The organism is Streptomyces sp. NPDC058985 (assembly GCF_042740985.1).
Classification (GTDB): Bacteria; Actinomycetota; Actinomycetes; order Streptomycetales; family Streptomycetaceae; genus Streptomyces.
In genome coordinates, this window is record NZ_JBHYJX010000001.1 from 14,060 (window position 1) to 40,225 (window position 26,166).

A 26,166-nucleotide genomic window follows, 5' to 3' on the forward strand; every position below is an offset into this window, starting at 1 on the left:
CTAGGCTCGGTGGCATGACGACGAACACGACGACGGACACGACGTCGAACGAGAACACCGCCGCCGCCCCCGAGGGCTTCGCCACCGAGCACGCCCCCCGGCTGGAGTGGGCGAAGCACGCCCCCGAGGTCTGGAAGGCGATGCTGCGCCTGGACAAGGCCGCCACGCAGGGGCTCGACCCGAAGCTGGGGGAGCTGGTGAAGATCCGCGCCTCCCAGCTGAACCACTGCGCCTTCTGCCTCGACATGCACACCAAGGACGCGCTGGCGGCCGGGGAGAGCGTGGAACGGATCGTGCAGCTCGCCGCCTGGGACGAGTCGCGGCACTTCTACACGGAGAAGGAGCTGGCGGCGATCGAGCTGACCGAGGCGGTGACGGTGCTGACCGAGGGCTTCGTGCCGGACGCGGTGTACGAGAAGGCCGCCGCGCACTTCGACGAGCCGGAGCTGGCGCAGTTGATCGCCGCGATCACGGTGATCAACGCCTGGAACCGCTTCGGGGTGACCTGCCGGCTGACGCCGGGGCACTACACGCCGGGCCAGTACGCGTGACGGCCCGTACGACCCGTCTGGACGCGGGCGTCCGTTCGGCGCTGCAGGGGATGGGCGCGGCCGCCAAGCGGGGTCTCGGTGACGCCCGGCTCGCCGAGCTGGTGCAGATCCGCGCCTCGCAGCTCAACCACTGTGCCTTCTGCCTCGACATGCATCTGGGCATCGCCCGCGAGCAGGGAGTGAGTGAGCGTCAGCTGGACCTGCTCGCCGCGTGGGAGGAGGCCGGGGAGGTCTTCGACGCGCGGGAGCGGGCCGCGCTGGCGCTGACCGAGGCGGTGACGGTGCTGACCGGGGGCTTCGTGCCGGACGTGGTGTACGAGGAGGCCGCGCGGCACTTCGACGCCGACGGGCTGGCGCACCTGCTCGCGCTGGTCGCGGCGATCAACAGCTGGAACCGGCTGATGGTCGCGCGGCGGATTCCGGCGGGGAGCACGCGGTGGTGACGGCCGGCGCCGCGCGGTTGCGGTCCAGGGCCCGCTGAACGTGTGCGCGCGGCCGGGGAGGGCCCCTCGCCCGCCGCACTCGGCGGACTCGGGGCCACCCGGGTCACACGGTCAGGACAGCCACTCCTTCCAGACGGACTCGTGGCTGTCCACCCACTTCTTCGCCGCCTCCTCGGGGCGCATCTTCTGGTCGGCGATCATCAGGGAGACCTGGTTCTGGTCCTCGGTCGTCCACTTGAACTTCTTGAGGAGGTCCGCCGCCTTGCCGCCCTGCTTCGCGAAGTCGGCGTTGAGGTACTTCTGGAGCGGGGTGACCGGGTAGGCGCAGTCGACCTTCTCCGGGTCGGCGTCGCAGCCCTCCTCGTACGGGGGGAGCTTCACCTCGGTCATCGGGACCTTCTCGAACAGCCACTGGGGGGTGTACCAGTAGCTGAGGAAGGGCTTCTTCTCCTTGGCGAACTGCTTGATCTGGGTGATCTGGGCGGCCTCGGAGCCGGCGAAGACGACCTGGTAGTCCAGGTTCAGGTTCTTCACCAGCGCCTTGTCGTTGGTGACGTAGGACGGAGAGCCGTCCATGAGCTGGCCCTTGCCGCCGCTCTCCGCGGTGCGCAGCAGGCCGGCGTACTTGTTGAGGTTCTTCCAGTCGGTGACGTCCGGGTGCTTCTTCGCGAAGTACGTCGGGACGAACCAGCCGATGTGCCCGGTGACGCCGAGGTCGCCGCCGGGGGCGATGGTCTTCTTGTCCTCGACGTACCGCTGCTCCTGCTCGGGGTGGCCCCAGTCCTCCAGGATGGCGTCGACGCGGCCCTGGCTGAGCGCGTCCCAGGCGGGGACCTCGTCGACCTGGACGGTGTCGACGCGGTAGCCCAGTTCGTGCTCCAGCAGGTACTGGGCGACGGCCACGTTGGCCTGGGCACCGACCCAGGACTGCACGGAGAGGGTGACGGTCTTGGCGCCCTGGGCGTTGGCGAACGGGGACGCCTGCTTGGTCATGTCGGCGGCGCCGCAGCCGGTGAGCAGGGTCAGCGCGGCGGCCGAGGCGACGGCCGCGGTGGTACGTACGCGCATGTCAGGCTCCCTTCCTCGCGCGGCGTTCGGTGGGCTGGGTGACCCGGTCGAGCATCAGGCCGAGGCAGACGATGGCCGCGCCGGCCACCAGACCGCTCGCCAGGTCGCCCTGGGCCAGGCCGAAGACGACCTGGTAGCCGAGCGCGCCACCGCCGACCAGGCCGCCGATGATGACGACGGCCAGGACCAGGACGACGCCCTGGTTGACGGCGAGCAGCAGCGACCGGCGGGCCAGCGGGAGCTGGACCTGGCGCAGCTGCTGTCCGCTGGTGGCACCGAGCGAGCGGGCCGCCTCCAGGGCGGCCGGGTCGACCTGGCGCAGGCCCTGGGCGGTGATGCGGACGACGGCCGGAAGGGCGTAGACGACGGCGGCGGCCACCGCGGGTGCCCGTCCCACGCCGAACAGGGCGACGACGGGGATCAGGTACACGAACTGCGGCATGGTCTGGAAGACGTCCAGGACCGGTCGCAGCAGGCGTTCGAACCACGCGCTGCGGGCGGCGGCGACACCCGTCGCGAAGCCGAGGACGAGGGTCACGGCGACGGCCGCGAGCACCTGCGAGAGCGTGTCCAGGGACGGGTTCCACACGCCGAGCACACCGATGGCGGCCATGGCGAGGACGGCGGTGAGCGCGGTGCGCCAGGTGCCGATCAGCCACGCGAGGGCGGCCACGACGAGGAGTACCGACCACCAGGGCAGCCACTGCAGGCCGTCCCGGACCGGGTTGAGGACCCAGCTGGTGAAGTGCGCGGCCCAGTCGGCGGTGCCGCCGACGACGGGCACGCCGGAGTACAGGTGGGCGGTCATCCAGTCGACGGCCCGGTTGACGGGCTCGGCGATGTTCACCTCCCAGCCCTCGGGCCACTCCAGGAAGCCGGCGACGCGTCCGGCGACGGCGACGGCCGCGGCGGCGGCCAGGGCGTACAGCCAGGTCAGCGGGGACCTGCCGGGCTCCCCCAGCCGCTCCTCCCCCGCCGCGCCGGTCACCCGGTCCAGGACGACGGCGAGCAGCACGATCGGGATGCCGGCCGCGAGGGCGGCGCCGACGTCGACCGAGGCGAGCGCCTGGTAGACGCGGTCACCGAGGCCGCCGGCGCCGATGACGGAGGCGATGACGGCCATGGACAGGGCCATCATGATCGTCTGGTTGACGCCGAGCAGGAGTTCCTTGCGGGCCAGCGGGACGCGGGCGGTCAGCAGCCGCTGGCGGGCGGTGGTGCCGAGGGACTCGACGGCCTCCAGGACCTCCTTGTCGGCACCGCGCAGACCCAGCGAGGTGAGCCGGGCCATGGGCGGAGCGGCGTAGACGACGGTGGCCAGGACGGCGGCGGGGACGCCGATGCCGAAGACCAGGACGACGGGGAGGAGGTAGGCGAAGGCCGGCAGCACCTGCATGGTGTCGAGCACCGGGCGCAGGACGCGGTCCATCCGGTCGGACAGGCCGGCGGCGAGGCCCAGCAGGGCGCCCACGACGACCGACGCGAGGACGGCGACGACCATCAGGGCGAGGGTCTGCATGGTCGGCACCCACATGCCGAGCAGGCCGCAGGCCAGGAACGCGGCGGCGGTGCCGAGCGCCAGCCTCACGCCGGCCACGCGCCAGGCGACCAGGGCGCCGATCGCGGTGACCCCGGCCCAGCCGACGGCGAGGAGGGCGAGGTACACGGCGCGTACGGCGAGGACGACGACGTTGCTGACGTGGCCGAAGAAGTAGAGGAACAGCGGGTGGCTGTCGCGGTTGTCGATGATCCAGTCGCTGGTCTTGCCGAGCGGCTCGGAGAGGTCGACGGTCAGGGCGCTGGGCCAGGTGGCGCCGCCCCACTGGGTGACGGCCAGGGGGACGAGGACCGCGGCGAGCGCCGCGAGGGTGAGGAGCTTGCGGACAGCCAGGTTGGTGAGGATGCCGTGCGGGGCGCCCTTCTGGGGCGTTGCAGTGAGCGTTGCCATCAGACGGGCTCCTCGCTGGTGGCGGGGGGCGGGGTGGGCGGCTTGCGGCGCTGGGCCGGTGCCGCTGCGCCCACCCGTGCCGCCCCAGCGGCACGACTGCCCGCAGCTGGGTCGGGGGAGGCGGCGCCGTCGGCCGCGGCGGGCTCGGCTGGGGCGTCGGCCGGGTCGCCTGTCGTGGCCGCGCCTGCCGTGCCCGCCACCACCGACAGCAGGGATTCCGCGTCGACCACGCCCAGGCAGCGGCCGTCGTCCATCACCCGGGCCGGGGAACCCGCGCGGGCGACGGCCTCGATGGCCTCGGAGACGGTGGCCTCGGGGCGGATCGCCGGGCCGGTGCCGGCCTCGTCGGACGAGGACGCGGGGCGCATCGCCGTACGGACGGTGAGGACCTGCTCGCGCGGGACGTCTCGGACGAACTCGCGGACGTAGTCGTCGGCGGGCGAGCCGACGATCTCCTCCGGGGTGCCGAGCTGGACCACGCGCCCGTCGCGCATCAGGGCGATGCGGTCGCCGAGCTTGAGGGCTTCCTGGAGGTCGTGGGTGATGAAGACCATCGTGCGGCCCTCCTCGCGGTGCAGCCGGACGACCTCCTCCTGCATGTCCCGCCGGATCAGCGGGTCGAGGGCGCTGAACGGCTCGTCGAAGAGCAGCACCTCGGGGTCGACGGCCAGGGCGCGGGCGAGGCCGACGCGCTGGCGCTGGCCGCCGGAGAGCTGGCCGGGGCGGCGCTGCTCCAGGCCCTCCAGGCCGACCTTGGCGACGATGGCGGCGGCGCGCTCGCGGCGCTCGGCGCGGGCGACGCCCTGGACCTCCAGGCCGTAGGCCACGTTGTCGAGGACCGTGCGGTGCGGGAGCAGGCCGAAGTGCTGGAAGACCATCGCGGCCCGGTGCCGGCGCAGTTCGCGCAGCCGGGACTTGTCCATGGCGCGGACGTCCTCGCCGTCGATGGCGATGGAGCCCGCGGTCGGCTCGATGAGGCGGGTCAGGCAGCGTACGAGGGTGGACTTGCCGGAGCCGGACAGGCCCATGACGACGAAGACCTCGCCCTTGCGGACGTCGAAGGAGACGTCGGCGACGGCGGCCGTGCAGCCGGTGCGCGAGCGAAGCTCGGCGGGGCTCAGGGCTGCCAGTTGGGGGTCGGCGGGGACGCGGTCGGCCTTGGGGCCGAAGACCTTCCACAGCCCGTCCACGGCGAAGACGGGAGCCGCGCTCCCGTCCGTACCCGGCGGCGTGGCGGCGCTGGTGCCGGTGGTGGAGGTGCTCATCGGGCGTCACCGCCGATCAGCTCGACGGCGCGCTCGCCGACCATGAGGACGCCGATCATCGGGTTCACGGCGGGCATGGTCGGGAAGACGGAGGCGTCGGCGATGCGGATGCCCTCCAGGCCCCGGATGCGCAGCTCGGGGTCGACGACGGCCTGTGCGTCGGTGGCGGCGCCCATCCGGCAGGTGCCCGCCGGGTGGTAGACGGTGTGGGCGACCTTGCGGGCGTACTCGCTCAGCTCCTCGTCACCGGTGACATCCGGGCCGGGGCAGACCTCGCGCTTGAGCCAGCCGGCCAGCGGCTGCGTCTTCGCGATCTCGCGGGCGATCCTGATGCCGTCGACGAGGGTGCGGCCGTCGTAGTCGTCCTCGTCGGTGAAGTAGCGGAAGTCCAGGGCGGGCTTCACGGACGGGTCGGCGCTGGTGAGGTGGAGGCGGCCGCGGGACTTCGGCTTGGGGATGTTCGGGGTCATCGAGACGCCGGACTCCGGGCGTTCGTAGCCGAGGCGCTCCGGGTTGTCCGTGAACGGTATCTGGTAGAAGTGGAACATCAGGTCGGGGCCCGCGTGTTCGGGGTCGCGGCGCACGAAGAGACCGGCGTCGGAGTCCATCGCGGAGTTGTCCGGGATGGGCCCCTCGGTCTCCCAGACGATCACCGACTCGGGGTGGTCGAGCAGGTTCTCGCCGACGCCGGGCAGGTCGAGCGCCACGGGTATGCCGAGCGCTTCGAGGTCCTGGCGGGGGCCGATGCCGGAGTGCAGCAGCAGGCGCGGCGAGTCGACCGCCCCGGCGCACAGCACCACCTCGTTGCGCGCCTTGACCAGGATCTCCTCGCCGTCCTTGGTGCGGACGTGGACGCCCTCGGCGCGGGTGCCGGACAGCTCCAGCCGGTACGCCCAGGTCTCCAGCATGAGGGTGAGGTTGGGGCGCTCGTCCATCACGGGGTGCAGGTACGCCACCGAGGCGGACGAACGCTTGTTGTTCTCGGGGTGGTAGGCGAGGTCGAAGAAGCCGGCGCCCTCGGTGAACGGCTTCTTGTTGAAGCCGTCGATCCGCGGGACCTCCAGCGCCTTCTGCGCGGAGTCGACGAAGTCCCGGGCGATGGCGTTCCGGTCCTTCTCGTCGACGGGGACGATGTTGTTCTTCAGCCGCGCGTAGTAGGCCTCCATCTGCACCGCGCCCCAGCCCTTGGCGCCCGCGGCCTCCCACTCGTCCCAGTCGGACGGCAGCGGCTTGAAGGCGATGAGGGTGTTGTGCGAGGAGCAGCCGCCGAGCACGCGGGCGCGGCTGTGCCGGATGTGCGAGTTGCCGCGCGGCTGCTCGGTGGTGGGGTAGTCGTAGTCCAGTTCGCCGCCGAGCAGGCCCATCCAGCGGCGCAGGGTGAGTACGTCGTCGCGGCCGACGTCGCTGGGGCCGCCTTCGATGACGGCGACGGTGACGTCCGGGTTCTCGGTGAGCCGTGAGGCGATCACCGATCCCGCCGTGCCACCGCCGATGACGACGTAGTCGTAGACGTGAGTGGTATCTGGCATGGGGGTACTCCAGTGGGGCGAGCGGATGGTGCGGGGAGATGCGTGGAGGTGCGCGATATCAGCCGGTGAACCAGCGGACGGGCTTCGGGGCGAGGTTCTGGTAGACGTGCTTGCTCTCGCGGTACTCGGCCAGGCCCGCGGGGCCGAGTTCGCGGCCCACGCCGCTCTTGCCGAAGCCGCCCCACTCCGCCTGCGGCAGGTAGGGGTGGAAGTCGTTGATCCAGACGGTGCCGTGCCGCAGCCGGCCCGCGACCCGGCGGGCCCGTCCCGCGTCGGCGGTCCAGACGGCACCGGCCAGACCGTACTCGGTGTCGTTGGCCAGGGCTACGGCCTCGTCCTCGGTGCGGAAGGTCTCGACGGTGAGGACCGGTCCGAAGACCTCCTCCCGGACGACCCGCATCTCGCGGTGGCACTGGTCGAGGACGGTCGGCTCGTAGAAGTAGCCGCCCTCCGGCCGCTCCGGGGACGGCTCGGGCCGCTTGCCGCCGCTGCGCAGCACGGCGCCCTCGGCGAGGGCGGAGGCGACGAAGTCCTCGGTCTTGGCGCGCTGCTGCTCGGAGACGAGCGGGCCGCACTCGACGCCGTCCTCGGTGCCGCGGCCGAGGCGGATCCCGGCGGCGCGGCGGGCGAGTTCGGCGACGAAGCGTTCGCGGACCGACTCCTCGACGATGAGGCGGCCACCGGCCGAGCAGACCTGTCCGCTGTGGATGAAGGCGGCGTTGAGGGCCTGGTCGACGGCGGTGTCGAAGCCGTCCTCGGTCGCGCAGGCGTCGGCGAAGACGACGTTGGGGTTCTTGCCGCCGAGTTCGAGGGCGACCTTCTTGACGGTGACGGCGGCGGCCTGGGCGACCTTGGTGCCGCTGACCAGGCCGCCGGTGAAGGAGACCAGGTCGACGTCGGGGTGCTCGGCGAGCCGGGCGCCGACCGTGTGACCGGGACCGGTGACGATGCCCGCGACGCCGGTGGGGAGGCCGGCCTCGACGAGCAGGTCGATCAGGGCGACGGTGGTGAGCGGGGTGATCTCGCTCGGCTTGATCACGAAGGTGTTGCCGGCGGCGAGGGCCGGTGCGATCTTCCAGCTGGCCTGGAGGAGCGGGTAGTTCCAGGGCGTGATCATGGCGCAGACGCCGACCGGCTCGTGCACGACGACGCTGTGGATCTCGGGCGAGCCCGCGTCGACGACCCGGCCGGGGGCCTCGCCGGCGACCAGGTCGGCGAAGTAGCGGAAGGCGTCGGCGACGCAGTCGATGTCGACGCGCCCCTCCTCGACCGTCTTGCCCGCGTCGCGGCTCTCCAGCAGGCCGAGGGTCTCGCGGTCGCGGACGAGGAGGTCGGCGGTGCGGCGCAGCAGGGCGGCGCGCTCGGCGACCGGGGTGTGCGGCCACGGCCCTTCGTCGAACGCCCGCCGGGCGGCGGCCACCGCGAGGTCGGTGTCCTGCTCGTCGCCCTCCGCGACCACGGCGAAGGGCAGGCCGTCGGCGGGGTCGAGGATGTCGCGGGTCGCGCCGGAGGACGCGGCCAGCCACCGGCCGCCGGCGTGGATGGTCCGGTGCCCCCGGTCCGCCTGGGTTTCCGTGCTGTTCGCCATGGTGGGATTGCCTTCCGTTCCTGATCAACGCCCCTGTGTCACACGCGTGTCACTGCCGGGGACCGTGAGCCCCTGCCCCACCGCCCCTCATGCATGCCGATTCGGTCATCGAAAGTGCGGCGCATCACGGAGCAAGGGCGCGAAAGGGGCATAGCGGCCCGGAAATGGGCTTGCGGCAGCCCGGAGACGGGCCCGTGGAGGGCCGGAAACGGGGACGGGCCCCGCGCCGGTCGAACCGGAGCGGGGCCCGTCTGAGGGCGGGGTGGGCTCAGAGGAGGCCGAGACCGCGGACCGCGTCGCGCTCCTCCGACAGCTCCTTGACGGAGGCGTCGATACGGGCGCGGGAGAACTCGTTGACGTCGAGACCCTGGACGATCTCGTACGTGCCGTCCTTGGTGGTGACGGGGAAGGAGGAGATGAGGCCCTCCGGGACGCCGTAGGAGCCGTCCGACGGGATGCCCATGGAGGTCCAGTCGCCGTCGGCGGTGCCGTTGACCCACGTGTGCACGTGGTCGATGGCGGCGTTGGCGGCGGAGGCGGCCGACGAGGCGCCGCGGGCCTCGATGATGGCCGCGCCGCGCTTGGCGACGGTCGGGATGAACTCGTCGGCCAGCCACTTCTCGTCGTTGACGGTCTCGGCGGCGTTCTTGCCGCCGATGGTGGCGTGGAAGATGTCCGGGTACTGGGTGGCGGAGTGGTTGCCCCAGATGGTCAGGCGCTTGATGTCGGCGACCGTCGAGCCCGTCTTCTTCGCGAGCTGGGTCAGCGCGCGGTTGTGGTCCAGGCGGGTCATCGCGGTGAAGCGCTCCGCGGGTACGTCCGGGGCGGCGGCCTGGGCGATCAGGGCGTTGGTGTTGGCCGGGTTGCCGACGACGAGGACCTTGATGTCGTCCGCGGCGTGGTCGTTGATGGCCTTGCCCTGCGGCTTGAAGATGCCGCCGTTGGCCTCCAGGAGGTCGCCGCGCTCCATGCCCTTGGTGCGGGGGCGGGCGCCGACGAGGAGGGCGACGTTGGCGCCGTCGAAGGCGACGTTCGGGTCGTCGGTGATCTCGATGCCCTGGAGGAGCGGGAACGCGCAGTCGTCCAGCTCCATCGCGGTGCCCTCGGCGGCCTTGAGCGCCGGGGTGATCTCCAGGAGGCGGAGCTTGACCGGCACGTCCGCGCCGAGCAGCTGGCCGGAGGCGATGCGGAAGAGCAGGGCGTAACCGATCTGGCCGGCCGCGCCGGTGACGGTGACGTTCACGGGAGTGCGGGTCATGGCGTTCTCCGTATGACAGCTGGCGGTGGGGCGTCCCTGCCCCGGGCATTTGATCGATCTCTTGATACCAAGAGACCGATCCGGCCGTCAGGCTATCGCGCCCGCGGTGTCCGGGACGTCCGGGTCGGTGTGGCCCGGCCCACAGGGGCGTCCCGGCGGCGCCGGGCGCGCGGGCGGGGCGACGGAAAGGCGGCCGCCCGTCCGGGAGAGGGGGGACGAAGGCGACCGCCGTTTCGGGGGATACCGTTGCCGGACTCCCGTGGGGGTACTTCTCGCCTGCCCGGGTCCTCGCCGGACATGCCTGCCCCCGGCGAACTTTCTTCGCGGGCCTGCTCGGTGCGCCCGCTCGGTGTGTCTGCTCCGTGCGTCTGCTCCGTGCGTCTGCTCGGTGCACCCGCCGCGTGCCGTCCCGCCGCCTACTCCGTGCAGCCCTGGACGCCGGACGCGGTCGTCACGCACGCCTCCGCCGCGGCCGCGGACTTCACCGCCACCATCGGGGTGTACGCGACGGTGTCGCCGACTCCGGAGACCGTCCCCGTCTGCTGGTCCCTGCCCTCGGCGCTCACCTGGACCTCGTCGCCCTGGGCGGCCTGGGTCACGCGGGCCCACGCCGCACCGCAGGTCTTGCTGTAGCGGACCTCGACCGCGGTCGTGCCGACGGTGGCGGTCGCGGCGGTGGTGACCAGTTCGCCTCCGCAGCCCATGACCTCCGGGTCCTTGCCGGTGCAGGCGTCGCCGCTGCACTTCACGCCCGGCGGCAGCTGCTGCTCGCTGCTCACCGTGGGGGACGGGGAGGGCTTGGTGCCCTCGTTCTTCTCGTCCCCGCCGTCGTTCAGCAGGAAGAAGGCGCCCGCGATCACGACGAGTACGCCCACGGCACCCGCGACGAACGTCGTCATCCGCCTGCTGCCGCCCCCGCCCGGCCGGCCGCGCGAGCCCGAGCCGCCGCGCGGGGGCTCGCCGTATCCGGCGGAGGGACTCCGGCCGTCGGACGCGGCGGGGCCGGGCGCCGCCGCGGGGCCCATGGCCGTCGCGGCCTCGCCGGAACCGGCCCGGTGCCCGGGGCGTGCCGTGCGGTCACCGGTCGGTGCGGGTCCCCGGTATCCGGCCAGGCCCCACGAGTTGCCGTCGGTGGCGCCGCCCGCGGACGGGGCGTCGGAGAACGGGGCGGAGGGGGCGCCGGTCGGGCCGCCGCCCCGGACCGGGCCGGCGGCCGAGTCGGGGCTGTCCGCCGCCGTCGGCTGCGCGGGGACCGTCGGCCCCAGCGTGGGCGCCACCCCGGCGGGACCCGCGACGCCGGGAGCGGCCGACGCGCCGCCTCCGTGGCGGCCGGAGCGGCTTCCGCGGCCGTTCCTGCCGCCGTGGGCCGGTCCCGCGGTCTTGCCGGACGTGGTGCCCAGATCGCCGAGGGCGGCACGCGCCTGGGATATGCGGATGGCCTCCATGGTCATGTCGTGGCGCATCTCCGAGCGGCTCCAGGCGCGCTCGGCCAGCTCCCACATGGTGGTCAGGTGCAGGGGGTTGGTCCCCGTCACCTCCGCCAGGGCGATGATGGCGCCCTTCGGCGCCAGCAGCCGTCCGTTCAGGTATCGCTCCCAGGACGTCTTGCTGTAGCCCGTGGCGTCGGCCACCGACGCGACGCTCAGTTCACTGCGGTCCACGAGTCGGCGCAGCTGGCCGGTGAACTCTTTGATCTGCGGATCGAGTTCCTCCGGCAAGGCCTTCCAACGAGGCACTGCTTCCCCCCTCTTCCCCCGGTACGTGCTGGTCGTTCCCCCGCCGTTCTGGCTACCCACAGGGATGCGCCCGATCAGGAGCTCAGTTCCCGGGGTGGGGGCGCACAGGAGCACAGAGGCCGCAGGCATGCACGGTCGCACGCCCACCGACACCTGGTCCAGTCTCCCACCGGCGTTCCCGTGCTGGTGACGGAACCCCTGAACGGAGCCGTTTCCGGGGCCCGCGTGACGGAGTAGCGGAACGGTCACTTCCGTGCCACAGCGCCCTGACAGGCGTTGAACAGCGCGTTCGACGTGCAGGAGTGTGGATCCCGACGGCGGCCCGTCCTTCCACGGGGGTGGGGACGGGCCGCCGTTCGAGCGGGGCTTCGCTAACTGCTTACGGTGAAGTGCAGCAGATCGTTCAGGAACGGGATCTTCAGCGGCGCGTTCGGCTGGGCCATCAGCGCCAGCATGGCGATGGCGGTGCCCAGCACGCCGTAGGTGACGATGTCCGTGAAGCGCGAGCGGACCGCGAGCATGCCGACGTCCGGCACGGACCAGCGCAGCGCGGCGCCGATCAGCAGCGCGACGCCGACGAGCACCAGTCCCCACCGGAACACGTCGAGCCCGGTGATCAGCAGGCCGATCCCGACCAGGCCGGCCACGGTGAGCACCGGCCACTGCCGGGCGGGCGCCGGGGCGTCGCCGGCCGCGGCCCGGCCGCCGCCCTCGGGGCGCGCGGTGTCGCGGGTGAAGAGCGGGAACCGGCGCGTGGCGCGTTTCGGCCTGCCCTGGGCGTCGGGCGCGCTGACCGGGTCCCGGACGACGATCTCCTCGGGATCTTCGGCGTTGTCGGGGGCCTCGGGGTCCTCGGGGTCCGAGGCGTCCCCCGCACGGTCGGGGCGCCCGGTCTTCTCGGCGGACCCGGCGGACCCGTTGGACCCGGCGGACCCGGCGGTGTCGCCGGAGTCCGGCGCCCGTTCCGCGCCCTCGGTGGCCTCGGTGACCTCGGTGACCTCGGTGCCCTCGACCGCCTCGGTGCCCTCGGCCCTGTCCGCCCTGTCGGCGCGCACGGCGGTGTCCTCCCGGGCCTGAGCGCGGTCCGTCGTCCGGCCCGGGCGCTCGGCGTGGGTGTCCTCAGCCGGCACGGCGCTCCGCCGCCTCCACCACGTTGACGAGCAGCTCGGCGCGGGTCATCGGGCCGACGCCGCCGGGGTTCGGGGAGATCCAGGCGGCGACCTCGGCCACGTCCGGGTGGACGTCGCCCACGATCTTGCCCTCGGCGTTGCGGGAGACGCCCACGTCGAGGACGGCGGCGCCCGGCTTCACGTCCTCGGCGCGGACCAGGTGCGGGGAGCCGGCCGCGGCGACGACGATGTCGGCGCGCTTGAGGTGGGCGGACAGGTCCCGGGTGCCGGTGTGGCACTGGGTCACGGTGGCGTTCTCGCTGCGCCGGGTGAGCAGCAGCGGCATCGGGCGGCCGATGGTGACCCCGCGGCCGACGACCACGACCTCGGCGCCCTTGATCTCCACGCCGTAGCGGCGCAGGAGGGTGAGGATGCCGTTGGGGGTGCAGGGCAGCGGCGCCGGCTCGTTCAGGACCAGGCGGCCGAGGTTCATCGGGTGCAGGCCGTCCGCGTCCTTGTCCGGGTCCATCAGCTCCAGGATGCGGTTCTCGTCGATGCCCTTGGGCAGCGGCAGCTGGACGATGTAGCCGGTGCAGGCCGGGTCCTCGTTCAGCTCGCGGACGACCGCCTCGATCTCGTCCTGGGTCGCCGTGGCCGGCAGGTGACGCTGGATGGAGGCGATGCCGACCTGCGCGCAGTCGCGGTGCTTGCCGGCGACGTACTTCTGGCTGCCGGGATCGTCGCCCACCAGGACGGTGCCGAGACCGGGTGTGACACCCCTCTCCTTCAGCGCCGCCACGCGGGCGGTCAGTTCGGACTTGATCGCGGCTGCGGTGGCCTTGCCATCGAGAATCTGGGCGGTCATGCCCCCATCCTCGCGGATGACCGGCCCCCGGTTCCAATCCGGCCGGCATCCGGTCGTCGATTGATGATCGACGTTGTTGCACTTGCACAACACCTTGTGAGCGGGCTGGACAAGTAAGAGACCGGTCAAGAACGATTGGGGTGCACAGTGCCGCGGGGCCGTACCGGGGGGACGAACCGCAACGAAGAAACTCCTCCGACTCGCGCCGCGCGCCGTCCCCGCACCTGACAGCGACGGAGGAAGTCCCGCCATGAGTTTCGGCGATCCGAACAACCCTTACGGCCCGCCCCAGGGCGGCGGCCAGCAGCCGAACTACGGCTACCCCCAGCAGCAGCCCCAGGGACAGCCCGGCTACGGCTACCCCGCGGCCCCGCCGGTACAGCAGCCGTACGGCGGCGGCTACGCGCCCGCCCCGGTGGCGATGCCCGGCTCGGTGAAGGCAGCGCGCGTGATGCTGTTCGTCCTGGGCGGCTTCCAGGTCATCGGCGGCCTGCTGATGATGATCGCCAGCGCCTGGTTCTCGGAGGAGTTCGAGGACGCGGTCAACTCCGACCCGAGCCTGTCGGCAGAGGACGCGGACGCCGCCGCCAGCGTCGGCACCGGCATCATGATCGTCCTCGGGGTCATCGTGCTGGCGTTTGCGTTCTGGGCGATATTCACGGGCGTCAAGTTCGCCACGGGCCGGGGCGGGGTGCGCGTCTCCGCGATCATCTACGCGTCGGTGGTCACCCTGTTCAGCGTCATCAGCCTGTTCACGGCGAACGTCTTCGCCCTCATCAGCCTGGTGCTCGGCATCCTGATCATCGTCTTCCGCGCCAACCGGAACGGCAGCTACTGGTTCACCCGCCCGCAGTACTGAAGCCGTACTGAACCGGCTTACGCCAGTGCGTACTTCTCGCCAATCACGTCACAGGGCCGTGTCTCACCCGTACGAGGGGGGCACGGCCCTGGCGCGTCGCAATAGTCTGACGCGGGTAGCCGTCAGGCACGGGGAGACGCACCTTGTTCAGCATCATCGTGGTACCTCCGCCGACCTCGGAGGACGAACACAGCAGCGCCCAGCTCCGGCTCGCACCCGGCGAACGGCTCGTCTTCGGACGCGCCGTGCCCGAGGGCGGGCTGCTGATCGCGCACGACGGGGTGTCCCGCCGGGCCGGTGAGATCACCGCCCACGGCACCTTCTGGACCATGAGCAACCTCTCGGCCCGCCAGACGTACGTGGTGGAGAACCCGGAGGGCGCGGGCGAGCACATCAAGGTCGCCCCGGGGCGGCTGGACGCGCCGGTGCCGTTCGAGTTCTCGCGGATCGTGCTGCCCGCGGCGGGTGACCTGCTGCCGGTCGAGGTGTGGGCGCCGCGCCACGACTATCTGCGCGCCGAGGACGGCGCCGACGGCGAGCCGACCGCGCCCGCCTTCTCCGTCGACCGCACCAAGCGGTACTTCGCGGTGCTGGCCGCGCTGTGCGAACCGCGGCTGCGCGGGGCGCCGCACGCGCCGCTGCCGACCATGGACCAGGTCGTCGAGCGGCTCCGCCCGGCCTGGCCGACCGCGTCCCGTACGTCGGTGCAGTGGAACATCGACTACCTCGCCGTGAAACTGCGGCTGAAGCCGGGCCCGGAGACCGCCGACCCGGGCCCGCGACTGAACGGCAAGAAGGAGTCGCTGGTCTCCCTGGCGCTCCGCTTCGACCTGGTCCGCGAGGACGACCTGGCGCTCCTCGCGCCACCGTCCGGACGGGCGCCGCGATGACCGAGCCGTACGCCGTCCCGGTGCCCCGGGGCTACCGCGTGGGCGGGTGGGAGGTGCGCGAGCCGATCGCCACCGGCGCCTTCGGCAGCGTGTACGCCGCACGCCGCGTCGAGAGCACCGGAGGCGCCGAGGGCGGGGGTGGAAGCGGCGGGCACCTGCCGGACACGGCCGCCCTGAAGTTCCTGCCCACCGGCACCGGCACCCCGCGGCAACTCGCCCACCTGCGGGACCTGGTCGAGCGCGAGATCGCGCTGCTGCGCCGGCTGCGGCAGCCCCGGCTGATCCGGATGTACGAGACCCTCACCGTCGACGACCCCGGCCACCCCCGGCTGGACGGCGCCACCGTCCTCGTCCTGGAGCGGGCGGAGGGCTCCCTGTCCGCCCTGATCGCCGCCGCGCCCCGCCCGCCGGACGGGCCCGCGCTGCTCGCCCAGGTCTGCGAGGGGCTGGCGCAGCTGCACCGGGCGGGCTGGGTGCACGGTGACCTGAAACCGGCCAACGTCCTGCTGATGGCGGACGGTTCGGTGCGGCTGGCCGACTTCAACATGGCCGCCGAGCTGGAGGGCACCCACGCCTACACGCCCGCCTTCTCCACCCCGGACTACACACCGCCCGAACTGCTCTGGTCCGAGATCGGCGAACGCGGCCGCCGCATCCGGCCGTCCGCCGACGTGTGGGCCTTCGGTGTCCTCGCCCACCTCGTCCTCACCGGCTCCTTCCCGCTGCCCGGCGGCACGCCGACGGCCCGTCGCGACGCCGCCGTCGCCTACGCCCGCGGCACCCACGAGCTGCGGCTCTCCCCCGAACTGCCTCAGGCGTGGCGGGAGATCGTGCGGGACTGTCTGACCCGGACGCACGCCGGCCGGACCGGCACCGCCGCCCTGCTGCGCCGGGTGACGGCGGCCGCGGACGCCGCGAGCGGGGCGGCGAGGTTCTCGCTCCGGGCCCGGGGCGGCACCCGACGGGGCGTTGTCGCGGCCTCGGCCGCGGGCACCGTGGCGCTGGCCGCGCTCGCCTACGGCGTCGTCTCCTGGGCCGGTGACGGCCGGCCGCCCGCCGCAGGCCCGCGCGGCGGCGGCACCGCGAGCGTCTCCGCCGCCGCCTACGGCGCGGACGTGCTGCGCACCGACCGCGACGTGCCGCCCGCCTACCGGCTGCTGATCGTCGAGACGGCGCACGACTGCGACCGGAAGGAGGTCAGCGCGGCCCTGATCGCGGCCATGCTGAAGGTGGAGAGCGGCTTCGACCCGGACCTGTCCGACCCGGCCAGGAACGAGTACGGCATCGCCCGCTGGACCCCGAGCGTGCTGCGCTGGTGGATGAACGAGGACGGCACACCCGGCGAGACCGTCCCGGAGCCGCCGTTCCCGCCCGCCGAGTCCATCCCCGCGATGGGCCGCTACCTGTGCTGGATCACGCCCCGTCTGGAGGCCGGCCTGCCCGGCGACCGCTCCGTCCTGGTCGCCGTCGCGTACCGGACGTCGTACAAGAAGGTGAACGACGCGGGCGGGGTTCCCCCGAAGTACCGTGACTACGCCGACCGCGTCGCCCACCACCTCAAGGAGTACACGCCCGAGGGGCCCGAGTGACCCTGTGACGTCCCAGGTTCACGCGACCCGCCGGGCCGTCCGAATGCTTAGGGTGCCCTCACCCGCTCCCCGTACGCTGCCCTTGTTGGACTGGGGAAGGGTGACCTCGAGGGTCTCGGGGGAGGGGACGACTCCATGTACAGCGTCATCGTCGTGCCGCCGTCGTGCGGCAGTGTGGACGAACAACTGAGGATCAGCGCGGGTGAGCGCATCGAGTTCGGCAGAGCCGAGCCCAGCGGCGGACTCGCCATCGCACACGCGGGCGTGCCCCGGGTCGCCGGGGAGATCGCGGCCCACCGAACGTTCTGGCTGCTGAGCAATCTCAGCGTGGACCAGACCTACGTGGTGGAGAACCCGGAGGGCGCGGGTGAGCACATCAAGGTCGGCCCGGGGCGGGTGGAGGCGCCGGTGCCGTTCGAGCTGGCGCGCGTGACCCTGCCCGCGGCGGGGGACCTGCTCACCTTCGACGTCTGGGCACCGCGGCACGCCATCCGCAGCATCGAGCGCCACGGTCTCGACGGGGCCGGCACCGTCCCGGCCTTCGCCCTGGACCGCACCAAGCGGTACTTCGCGGTGCTGGCCGCCCTGTGCGAGCGGCGCCTGCGCGGTGAGCCCCGTGCCCCGTTGCCCGCGGTCGAGGAGATCGTGGAGCGGCTGCGCCCAAGCTGGCCCAAGGTCAGCCGCTCCGCCGTCTACTGGAACATCGACTACCTCGCGGTCAAGTTACGGCTGAGACCCGGTCCGGACACCGCCGAGCCGGGCCGGCGCACCCACGGCAAGAAGGAGTCCCTCGCCTCACTCGCCCTCCGCTTCGACCTGGTCCGCGAGGACGACCTCGTGGTGCTCGCCCCGGCCCCGAGCGGAGCGGCACGGTGACCGGGCGGCCGTACGCGGTCCCGGTGCCGAAGGGCTTCCGGGTCGGGCCGTGGGAAGTGCGTGAGCCGCTGGCGTCCGGCGCGTTCGCCACCGTCTACGCAGGGGTCCGCCACGCGTCCGGCGGGCCCCGCCGGACCTCCGACACCGGTGAACTGCCGCAGCGCGCGGCGCTGAAGTTCCTGCCCACCGGCACCCGCACCCCGCGACAACTGCACCATCTGCGCGACCTGGCCGAGCGCGAGGTGCAGCTGCTGCGGCGGCTGCGCTCGCCCCGCCTGATCCGGATGTACGACACCCTCACGGTCGACGACCCGGACCATCCGGAGCTGGACGGCGCGACCGTGCTGGTGCTGGAGCGGGCCGAGGGCTCCCTGGACGCCGTACTGACCCGGACGCCGGCCCCGGAGTCGGGGCCCGCCCTGCTGGCGCAGATCTGCGAAGGGCTGCACCAGTTGCACCACGCGGGCTGGGTGCACGGCGACCTGAAACCGGCCAACGTCCTGCTGATGGCGGACGGTTCGGCGCGGCTGGCCGACTTCAACACGGCCGCCGAACTGGAGGGCACCCACGCCTACGCCCCCGCCTTCGCCACCCCGGACTACACGCCGCCCGAACTGCTGTGGCCCGAGGTCGACGAGCGCGGGACGCGGATCCGCCCGTCCGCCGACGTCTGGGCTTTCGGGGTCCTCGCCCACGTGGTCCTGACCGGCGGTTTCCCTCTGCCCGGCGGCACCTCGGAGGACCGCTCCGACGCGGCGACGCGCTACGCCCACGGCCGTGAGGAACTGCGCCTGTCCCCCGGCCTTCCGGCGGCCTGGCGCGACATCCTCCAGGACTGCCTGGCCCCGACCCACGCGGAACGCCCCACCGACACCGCCGCGTTGCTCCGCCGGGTCGAGGAGGCGGCGGGCGCCTCCCGCTCGGCCCGGCTGCCGAGACCGCGTCCCCGGCGATGGCGCCGCCCTGCCTGGGCGGCGGGGCTCGCGGCGGCGCTCGTCGGGGCGGCGAGCCTCGCCCACACCGCCCCGTGGGAGTCAGCGCCCGCCGCCACGGCCCCTCCCACCTGCGAGAAACCCATGGTGTACGAGGGCGCCGACGGCCGCGGACACATGGCGGGCCACAGCGGCACCTGGGACTTCACCGTCAAACGCGGCGACGGCGGCAGCCAGGTCAGGGAACTGCAGTGCCTCCTCCGCCACCTGCACGGCATCCCGGAGGTCGGCGAGGTCGACGGCGACTTCGGCCCGAAGACCCACAGCGGGGTCGTCATCTTCCAGAAGCGGGCGGGACTGGACGCGGACGGCATCGTGGGGCCTGCTACGTGGCAGGCGCTTCGCAAGGGCGGGGAGTCCAGCTGACGGCCTTGGTCGGCGCCGGCTGCCGCTGAGGCGTCCGCGACCGTGCGGGGCGACATGGCATCGCGACGTCACGGCCCGCCCTTCCCTTCGAGGAAGGACGGGCCGCGGCGGATGTGCGGCAGCGCGTCGGCTCAGCAGCGGTGGGTGCCGGCGAAGTCCCAGAACTCGGACCTGGTCTGCGGCCCGGCCAGCCCGTCGACGGCGAGGTTGGCACCGTGGAGGTTCAGGTACCGCTGCAGCGCCTTGATCGTGTTGGGTCCGACGATCCCGTCGATGGAATCGTTGTAGTAGCCCATGGCGTCGAACTTCCGCTGCGCCGCCTTCCAGCTGTTGGTGCCCAGCTGCCCGTCGATCGTGCCGGGGTTGTAGCCGGTGGTGCGCAGCCAGCACTGCCAGCTCTTCGCATGGGCGGTGTCCAGCCCCAGGTTGACCACCGCGAGCGGTGCGACCGCCTCGGCACTCACCGCCTGCCGGGCCGACACGGGAGCCGCCGTGGCCGTGCCTGCGGTCGCCAGGCCGCCGGCGGCGATCCCGACGGCGGCGCTGACACCGACGAGTGCCTTCGTGAGAGCTCGCATGCTGTTCCCCTCCGTGTGGACGTGTCGTGTGCCTGCCCCCCGGCAAGCACAGTGACCAGCTTGGGGAGTTGCCGCGCCGCGCGGTACCTATAACTTTTCGGGGGTGCCTTCCGGAGATTTCGTGCTAAGCGGGCCCTCCAGCCGGGGTGCCCGCCGGTGTCCGGGTGACTACCGGCGGGCCGCTCCGTACGTGCCGCTCAGTGGAAGAAGTGCCGCGTCCCCGTGAAGTACATCGTCACGCCGGCCTTCTTCGCGGCCTCGACGACGAGTTCGTCGCGGACCGAGCCGCCCGGCTGGACCACGGCCTTCACGCCGGCCGCGGTGAGGATCTCCAGGCCGTCCGGGAAGGGGAAGAAGGCGTCGGAGGCAGCGTACGCCCCCTGCGCCCGCTCGGCGCCCGCACGCTCCACCGCCAGCTTCGCGGAGTCGACGCGGTTGACCTGGCCCATGCCGACGCCGACGGAGGCGCCGTCCTTGGCGAGGAGGATCGCGTTGGACTTGACGGCGCGGCAGGCCTTCCAGGCGAAGGCCAGGCCGGCGAGGTCGGAGTCGCTCAGCGCCTCGCCCGTCGCCAGCGTCCAGTGCGCCGGGTCGTCGCCCTCGGCCTGGAAGACGTCCTTGACCTGGGCCAGGCCGCCGCCGTCGATCGGGCGGAACTCGGCGGGCGGCTGCGGCGCCTCGGGGCAGCGCAGTACGCGGATGTTCTTCTTCTTGGTGAGGGCTTCGAGGGCGCCCTCCTCGTAGTCCGGCGCGACGACGACCTCGGTGAAGATCTCCGCGACCTGCTCGGCCATCTCCCTGGACACCGGGCGGTTGACCGCGATCACGCCGCCGAACGCGGAGAGCGGGTCGCAGGCGTGCGCCTTGCGGTGCGCCTCGGCGACGTCCGCGGCGACCGCGATGCCGCACGGGTTGGCGTGCTTGATGATCGCGACACAGGGCTCGGCGTGGTCGTACGCGGCACGGCGGGCGGCGTCCGTGTCGATGTAGTTGTTGTACGACATCTCCTTGCCGTGCAGCTGCTCCGCCTCGGCCAGGCCGCCGCAGCCGCCCGTGTAGAGGGCGGCGGGCTGGTGCGGGTTCTCGCCGTAGCGCAGCACGTTCTTGCGCTCGTACGTCACGCCGATGAACTCCGGGAACTGCTCGCCGTCACCGGCGTACTCCCCGGCGAACCAGCCGGCGACCGCCACGTCGTACTCGGCGGTGTGGCGGAACGCCTCGGCGGCGAGCCGCTTGCGGGCGGTCAGGTCGAAGCCGCCGTCCTGCACGGCGGAGAGCACGTCCGCATACCGGGCGGGGCTCGTGACGACCGCGACGGAGGGGTGGTTCTTGGCGGCGGCGCGGACCATGGACGGGCCGCCGATGTCGATCTGCTCCACGCACTCGTCGGGCGACGCACCGGAGGCGACGGTCTGCTCGAACGGGTAGAGGTTGACCACGACCAGGTCGAACGGCTCCACGCCCAGCTCGCCGAGCTGCTCGCGGTGGCTGTCCAGGCGCAGGTCGGCGAGGATTCCGGCGTGCACCTTGGGGTGCAGGGTCTTGACCCGGCCGTCCAGGCACTCGGGGAAGCCGGTCAGCTCCTCGACCGCGGTGACGGGGACGCCGGCGGCGGAGATACGGCCGGCCGTGGACCCGGTGGAGACGAGTTCGACGCCCGCCTCGTGGAGCCCGCGCGCCAGCTCCTCCAGGCCGGTCTTGTCGTAGACGCTGACGAGCGCCCGTCGGACGGCCCGCTTGTTGCTCTCGGCGGTCACTGGATAACTACCTTTCGTCCCTCGATGCGATAGCCGTTGCGGGCGAGCCGCCCCACGACATCGACGAGCAGCCTTCGCTCGACTTCCTTGATGCGCTCGTGCAGAGCGCTCTCGTCGTCCTCGTCCCGGATCTCCACCACGCCCTGCGCGATGATCGGCCCGGTGTCGACGCCGTCGTCGACGAAGTGGACGGTGCAGCCGGTGACCCTGGCGCCGTACGCGAGCGCGTCCCGCACGCCGTGGGCTCCCGGGAAGCTGGGGAGGAGGGCGGGGTGGGTGTTCACGAACCGCCCCCCGAAGCGGGCCAGGAACTCCTTGCCCACGATCTTCATGAACCCGGCCGAGACCACGAGGTCCGGCTCGTGCGCGGCGACGGCCTCGGCGAGCGCCGCGTCCCACTCGCCGCGGCTCCCGTACTCCTTGACCTTGGTCACGAAGACCGGCAGCCCGGCGCGCTCGGCGCGGGCCAGCCCCTCGATGCCCTCGCGGTCGGCGCCGACGGCGACGATCTCGGCTCCGTAGGCCTCGACGCCGGTGGCGGCGATCTCGTCGAGCAGCGCCTGGAGGTTGGTGCCGGATCCGGAGACCAGCACGACGAGGCGCTTGGCTCGCGGGGCCACGGGCTTGGCGGCCACGGTGAGGGCCTTTCTCGGGGAAGCGGTACGTTCGTCGGTTTGTACAGTCGTACGAATGCTTCGCGCCCCGGGATACGGGGAAGTCTACGAAGCGGCCGACCGTCAGCAACGATACCGGCACACCGGACGGCCCCCTCGGGACGGGGGCGTGGCCGGAAGGTAGCGTCTGCGTGGAGCCGGACCGGGAACGCGACCTGCGCGTCACGCGTTCACCAGTCGTGCCGACCCGTTCGCCCGTTCCACCCGTTCATCGCCGCCAAGGGGAAGACGCTCACTTGATGCCGGACCGCAGCCTGAGACCGCTCACGCTCCCCCAGCAGTCGGCGCAGCCAGGGGGGCGCAGCACCGTGGTGCTGCGGGAGCGCCCCTCGTCACCGCCCGACACGCCCTCGGACCGCGGCAACGGCGGCGGGCAGGACGGCTCCCAGGACAACCCGGCCACCCCGGACCGGGACAACCCGTTCGCCCCGCCCCCGGAGGGCACGCCGGACCGGCCCTGGCAGCCGCGGCACCCGTCGGGCGACGGCGGCGACCCGCAGGGCTCGTCCGGTTCCCAGGGCGGCGGGCGTTCGCCGTGGGGCGGTCAGTGGAGCGACCGGCAGCCCGGCCGCTCCTCCGGCGGCTTCGGTGAGCGGCCCGGCGCTTCCGGTTCGGGTCCCGAGGGGCAGGGCGGCGGCCCGGGCCCGCGCTGGGACCCCACGGACCCGTCCCAGCGGCGTGCGCGCTACGCCCTGCTGTGCGGCATGTGGGCCCTCTTCTTCGCGCTCTTCACCTGGCCGTACGTGGCGCTGCTGCTCGGCGCGCTGGCCCTGTACTGGGGCATCAGCTCCCTGCGCGCCAAGCCCCGCGCCGCCGCCGACCCGGAGACCCCGGCCCGCCCCGCCGAGCAGACCGGCCGCCCGCAGCGCACCGCGGCCATCAGCGGCCTGGTCACGTCGTCCCTGGCCATCCTCCTGGTCGCCGCGTCCTTCGGCGCCCAGCTGGTCTACAACGACTACTACACCTGCCGCGAGGACGCCCTGACCAATGCGGCGAAACAGGGCTGCGAGCGCCTGCTCCCGGAACAGCTGCGGGACCTGCTGGGCACGGAGGGCTAGCCGCCGCTCGCAGCCCGTCCGGCGTTTGAGGACGAGGCCGTCAGGCCGAAGGGGGGTCTGGGGGCGCAGCCCCCAGGGACGGGAAGGGTGGGGGCGGCGGGGGCGAAACACCCTCACCGCTAGCCCCGCGGCGGCGGCTCAGCCGGAGAATCGACCGGCAGCAGATCGTACGGCCCGCCGCCACCCTCGTCGTCACCGTCGTACAGCCCGAACGGCACCGCCTCCTCGTCGTCACCGTCGTACAGCCCGAACGGCACCGCCTCCTCGTCCGCCTCCCCCGCCTCCCCCGCATCCCCGCCGACCTCCGCATCGCCCCCGCCACCCCGCTTCCACCACCGCCCCACGAAGGGCACCGGCGCCCGCCCCCGCCCGCCCCCGTCGGCCACCTCGCCGCCGTCCACGACCGGCTCCCGCACGGCAGCACCCCGCCCCCGCCAGGCCCGCACCGCCACCGCCACCGGCACCGCCGGCACCACGATCCACGCCAGCGTCGCGCCCCCGGCCTGCCACCACACCGGACCGAACCGCGCGAGGGCACCGCTCCCGAGCGGCCCGCCCGCGAACGCGGCCAGCAGGGCGACGAGCACCGCGCACAGCACGGCGGCCACGACGGCGGACCCGGCGGTCCGCCGCCACGACCACACCCCGCCGCCCCCGCCGCTCCCGCCGCCCCCGTCACCCCGGGCGGTTTCCCCCAGCGCCGCTCCCACGGGGGCCCCCGTGGCCGCCCGCGCCGTGAACCACCCCACCACCGTCCCCGCCACCAGCGGCACCCCTCCCACCGCCCAGTGCAGCGGCGTACCGGGCCCCGCGTCCGGCACAGCCGCCAGCAGCGGGAACGGCGGCAGCAGCGGGGCCGGGGCGGAGGCCAAGGGGTGCACGACATGCCCGGCGCCGAGCGCGAACCCGGGGCCGAGGGCGTAGACCGCCGCCCACACCGCCGCGTTCGGCACCAGCGCCAGGCAGAGCAACAGTACGGCGAACCGCCCGGACCAGCCCTCGGTCAGCCGCAGGAAGGCCTCCTGCGCGGCGGCCCCGTGCCACACCAGCGAGACCCCCACCAGCAGCGCCCCGCCCCCGACGAGCACCGCCGCACCGGCGCCCGCGGCGCGCGCCGAGGCGCCCAGGCGCGCGTCCGGCTCCACCATCAGCTCCCGCAGGTTCCGCGGCAGCACGCGCAGCGCCCGGCCCACCGGCCCGCCCGGCCGGCCGAACGCCGTCCACACGCCCGCGCCCGCGGCGCCCATGGCGACCAGCGGCAGACAGAGGCCGGCCCACCACCAGGAGGGCCGCAGCGCGCCGCCCGTCGCGTACAGCACGACGGGCCCGGCGACGCAGAGGTAGCCGGCGACGACCCCCACCCAGGCGAAGCGCGCGGAGACCGGCGGCGGCCCGGCGTCCCGGAGGCCCCCCTCCCCCGCGAAGCCCGTCCCGGCCCCCGCCCCGGGTCCGGAGCCGACGGCCACGCCCACCCCGTCACCGGGGTCGGTGGCGTCCCGGGCCGCGCGGTGCAGCAGCCACACCGGCAGCAGGACCAGCAGCAGCGGGGTGACGCCCACCGGAGCGGGGGCGCCGGAGAGCGTGTCGGCGCGGACCAGTTCGGCACCGTGCGCCAGCACCCAGAGGGAGGCGGCGACGTGCAGGGTGCCCTCGGGGCCGCTGTCGGGGTAGGGCGAACTGATCCACAGCAGGGTGACCAGCGCGGCGCACGAGGCGAGTCCCAGCACCGCCGCGACCGCGCCCCCCAGGAGACCGGCGCCCAGGCCGGGCGACCGGTCGCGCCAGCGGGTGCGCAGCAGGGTCAGCGGGGCCGGGCGGGCGGTCGTCTGGGTCACGCCCGCCATGCTCCCAACGACACGCGCTTTCCCGGCGTAACAGGCGAAGCACCGTTGTGTCGCCCAATATATGTTTATGTTCTTTTTCGTACGAAGGGGCGCCCTGTGACACGGAGCCCTGGAACCCCGCTCCCCCCTCCCAAGGCCCGCCGACGCCTGCGCGAGGCGGCCTCGCTGACGCAGACTCAGCTCGCGGACCGGATGGGCGTCACCCGCGCGACGGTCCGTACGTGGGAGAGCGGTCGCACGACACCACGCGGCCGGAAGCGGGAGGCGTACGCGGAACTGCTGAAGACCCTGGCCGAGCAGGAGTCGGCAGCGGCGAAGCCGGCGCCGGTGCCCGTCGTCGTGGCCGTCCGCACCGGCCCCGGGAGCCCGGCCGAGGACACCGACAGCCTCGTCCTGCCGGCGAAGGCGCTGCCCACGGAGGAGCAGCAGGAAAGGCGACCGGAACCGATGCCGGAACCGGTGCCGGAGCCGGAGCCGGTCGCGCTGACGCCCGCTCAGGCGTTCGACGCGCTGTACGAGTTCGGCACCCCCGCCCTCGTACGGCAGACCTTCCTGCTGACCGGACGCCGGGAGCTGGCACGCGAGTCGGTGGAGCGGGCCTTCCAGACCGCCTGGGAGAACTGGCCGGAAGTGGCCCGCGACCCGGACCCGGTGGGGTGGGTGCGGGCGGTGGCGTACGAGTACGCGCTCTCGCCCTGGCAGCGGTTCCGCCCGCGCCACCGGCACCCGGAGCCGCCGCCCGCCGACCCCGGCGACCGCACGCTCCTGAACACCCTGCTGCGGCTCCCCCCACGCCACCGTCGGACGCTCCTGCTGTACGACGGTGTGGGTCTGGACCTGCCCGAGACGGCGGCGGAGACGGAGGCGAGCACGCCGGCCACGGCCAACCGGCTGCTGAACGCGCGCAGGGCCATGGCCGGCCGGCTGCCCGAACTGGCCGACCCCGAGGTGCTGCACCGGCGGCTGGCCGAGGTGGCCTCGAACGAGCGGCTGCGCGCGGCCAAGCCGCCGACGGTACGGGTGGGCAGCGAACGACGGGCCCGGTTCCGGACCCGGGCGGCGATCGCCTTCACCGTCGCCCTCATCGGGACCACCGCGCTGGCCCTGCGCACCGCGCCCACGCACTACGAGCCGCCGGTCTCCCCCGGCGAGACGGTGCGCGGTGTGCCGCCCAAGGTGGCACCGGGCGCGCTGTCGGACGAGGAACTGGAGCTGCGGCAGAAGCTGCGCGACCAGCTGCAGGACGGGCCGGAGCGGCTGACTCCACGGCTCGAATGACCGCCGGTGGGCCGAACGGCCCGGCGGTACGCCGAACGGCCCGGC

General features: G+C 73.4%; 22 protein-coding genes. 9 read left to right on the plus strand and 13 right to left on the minus strand.

Annotated features, from left to right (window positions below; genetic code table 11):
* Nucleotides 1-14: 14 nt before the first annotated feature.
* Entirely contained in the window at nt 15-551 is a 537-nt protein-coding gene (locus ACFW01_RS00080; protein WP_234955245.1) for a carboxymuconolactone decarboxylase family protein, read from the plus strand.
* Nucleotides 548-994, plus strand: coding sequence for a carboxymuconolactone decarboxylase family protein (locus ACFW01_RS00085; RefSeq protein ID WP_234955246.1), 447 nt, complete (start codon nt 548-550; stop codon nt 992-994). The genes ACFW01_RS00080 and ACFW01_RS00085 overlap by 4 nt, the downstream gene beginning before the upstream one ends.
* 111 nt (nt 995-1,105) lie before the next feature.
* Here the strand turns inward: ACFW01_RS00085 and ACFW01_RS00090 are convergent, their stop codons facing one another.
* From ACFW01_RS00090 to ACFW01_RS00130, 9 genes are all read right to left on the minus strand, one after another.
* Nucleotides 1,106-2,062 (minus strand): ABC transporter substrate-binding protein, encoded by a 957-nt coding sequence (locus tag ACFW01_RS00090; protein WP_384501796.1) that lies wholly within the window; start codon nt 2,060-2,062, stop codon nt 1,106-1,108.
* A 1-nt stretch (nt 2,063) separates the two neighbouring features.
* Nucleotides 2,064-4,010, minus strand: coding sequence for an ABC transporter permease subunit (locus ACFW01_RS00095; protein WP_234955248.1), 1,947 nt, complete (start codon nt 4,008-4,010; stop codon nt 2,064-2,066).
* Nucleotides 4,010-5,275, minus strand: a complete 1,266-nt coding sequence (locus tag ACFW01_RS00100) for a glycine betaine/L-proline ABC transporter ATP-binding protein (RefSeq protein WP_234955249.1) — start codon at nt 5,273-5,275, stop codon at nt 4,010-4,012. Before ACFW01_RS00100 ends, ACFW01_RS00095 begins: the two co-directional genes overlap by 1 nt.
* The gene (locus ACFW01_RS00105) at nt 5,272-6,804 is read right to left on the minus strand and encodes a GMC family oxidoreductase (protein WP_384501799.1); all 1,533 of its coding nucleotides are present in this window, start codon (nt 6,802-6,804) and stop codon (nt 5,272-5,274) included. Before ACFW01_RS00105 ends, ACFW01_RS00100 begins: the two co-directional genes overlap by 4 nt.
* A gap of 58 nt (nt 6,805-6,862) precedes the next feature.
* Nucleotides 6,863-8,392 carry an aldehyde dehydrogenase family protein gene (locus ACFW01_RS00110; protein ID WP_234955252.1) on the minus strand — a complete coding sequence of 510 codons (1,530 nt, stop codon included), beginning with the start codon at nt 8,390-8,392 and terminating at the stop codon, nt 6,863-6,865.
* Between the two features lie 268 nt (nt 8,393-8,660).
* Nucleotides 8,661-9,650 (minus strand): malate dehydrogenase, encoded by a 990-nt coding sequence (locus tag ACFW01_RS00115; RefSeq protein ID WP_234955253.1) that lies wholly within the window; start codon nt 9,648-9,650, stop codon nt 8,661-8,663.
* A gap of 416 nt (nt 9,651-10,066) precedes the next feature.
* Complete coding sequence (locus ACFW01_RS00120; RefSeq protein ID WP_234955254.1) at nt 10,067-11,386, minus strand: XRE family transcriptional regulator; 1,320 nt, start codon at nt 11,384-11,386, stop codon at nt 10,067-10,069.
* Between the two features lie 371 nt (nt 11,387-11,757).
* Nucleotides 11,758-12,198, minus strand: a complete 441-nt coding sequence (locus tag ACFW01_RS00125; RefSeq protein WP_384502118.1) for a DUF3017 domain-containing protein — start codon at nt 12,196-12,198, stop codon at nt 11,758-11,760.
* A gap of 307 nt (nt 12,199-12,505) precedes the next feature.
* Nucleotides 12,506-13,360, minus strand: coding sequence for a bifunctional methylenetetrahydrofolate dehydrogenase/methenyltetrahydrofolate cyclohydrolase (locus ACFW01_RS00130; RefSeq protein ID WP_234955255.1), 855 nt, complete (start codon nt 13,358-13,360; stop codon nt 12,506-12,508).
* Nucleotides 13,361-13,610: 250 nt separating this feature from the next.
* On the opposite strand from ACFW01_RS00130, the gene ACFW01_RS00135 reads away from it, so the two are divergent.
* The 5 genes from ACFW01_RS00135 to ACFW01_RS00155 all read left to right on the plus strand — a co-directional run bounded on the left by ACFW01_RS00135 (nt 13,611) and on the right by ACFW01_RS00155 (nt 18,932).
* Complete coding sequence (locus ACFW01_RS00135) at nt 13,611-14,219, plus strand: hypothetical protein (protein WP_384501802.1); 609 nt, start codon at nt 13,611-13,613, stop codon at nt 14,217-14,219.
* A 143-nt stretch (nt 14,220-14,362) separates the two neighbouring features.
* Nucleotides 14,363-15,109, plus strand: a complete 747-nt coding sequence (locus tag ACFW01_RS00140; protein ID WP_384501804.1) for an FHA domain-containing protein — start codon at nt 14,363-14,365, stop codon at nt 15,107-15,109.
* Nucleotides 15,106-16,698 (plus strand): serine/threonine protein kinase, encoded by a 1,593-nt coding sequence (locus ACFW01_RS00145; protein ID WP_384501806.1) that lies wholly within the window; start codon nt 15,106-15,108, stop codon nt 16,696-16,698. The genes ACFW01_RS00140 and ACFW01_RS00145 overlap by 4 nt, the downstream gene beginning before the upstream one ends.
* Nucleotides 16,699-16,833: 135 nt before the next feature.
* Nucleotides 16,834-17,574, plus strand: coding sequence for an FHA domain-containing protein (locus ACFW01_RS00150; protein WP_384501808.1), 741 nt, complete (start codon nt 16,834-16,836; stop codon nt 17,572-17,574).
* Complete coding sequence (locus ACFW01_RS00155) at nt 17,571-18,932, plus strand: protein kinase (protein WP_384501810.1); 1,362 nt, start codon at nt 17,571-17,573, stop codon at nt 18,930-18,932. Before ACFW01_RS00150 ends, ACFW01_RS00155 begins: the two co-directional genes overlap by 4 nt.
* 131 nt (nt 18,933-19,063) lie before the next feature.
* Here ACFW01_RS00155 and ACFW01_RS00160 read toward each other — a convergent pair whose 3' ends face one another.
* From ACFW01_RS00160 to purN, 3 genes are all read right to left on the minus strand, one after another.
* Nucleotides 19,064-19,510: a peptidoglycan-binding domain-containing protein gene (locus ACFW01_RS00160; RefSeq protein WP_234955262.1), complete on the minus strand. Its 447-nt coding sequence runs from the start codon at nt 19,508-19,510 to the stop codon at nt 19,064-19,066.
* 197 nt (nt 19,511-19,707) lie between these two features.
* Nucleotides 19,708-21,267, minus strand: coding sequence for a bifunctional phosphoribosylaminoimidazolecarboxamide formyltransferase/IMP cyclohydrolase (gene purH, locus ACFW01_RS00165; RefSeq protein WP_384501812.1), 1,560 nt, complete (start codon nt 21,265-21,267; stop codon nt 19,708-19,710).
* Complete coding sequence (purN, locus tag ACFW01_RS00170; RefSeq protein WP_234955266.1) at nt 21,264-21,902, minus strand: phosphoribosylglycinamide formyltransferase; 639 nt, start codon at nt 21,900-21,902, stop codon at nt 21,264-21,266. The genes purH and purN overlap by 4 nt, the downstream gene beginning before the upstream one ends.
* 278 nt (nt 21,903-22,180) lie before the next feature.
* Here purN and ACFW01_RS00175 point away from each other — a divergent pair, with 278 nt between their 5' ends.
* Nucleotides 22,181-22,999 (plus strand): hypothetical protein, encoded by an 819-nt coding sequence (locus ACFW01_RS00175; protein ID WP_384501814.1) that lies wholly within the window; start codon nt 22,181-22,183, stop codon nt 22,997-22,999.
* A 119-nt stretch (nt 23,000-23,118) separates the two neighbouring features.
* Here ACFW01_RS00175 and ACFW01_RS00180 read toward each other — a convergent pair whose 3' ends face one another.
* The gene (locus tag ACFW01_RS00180) at nt 23,119-24,843 is read right to left on the minus strand and encodes a DUF6350 family protein (RefSeq protein WP_384501816.1); all 1,725 of its coding nucleotides are present in this window, start codon (nt 24,841-24,843) and stop codon (nt 23,119-23,121) included.
* A 96-nt stretch (nt 24,844-24,939) separates the two neighbouring features.
* Between ACFW01_RS00180 and ACFW01_RS00185 the strand changes: the two genes are divergently transcribed.
* Complete coding sequence (locus ACFW01_RS00185; RefSeq protein ID WP_384501818.1) at nt 24,940-26,121, plus strand: helix-turn-helix domain-containing protein; 1,182 nt, start codon at nt 24,940-24,942, stop codon at nt 26,119-26,121.
* The last annotated feature ends 45 nt before the right edge of the window (nt 26,122-26,166 follow it).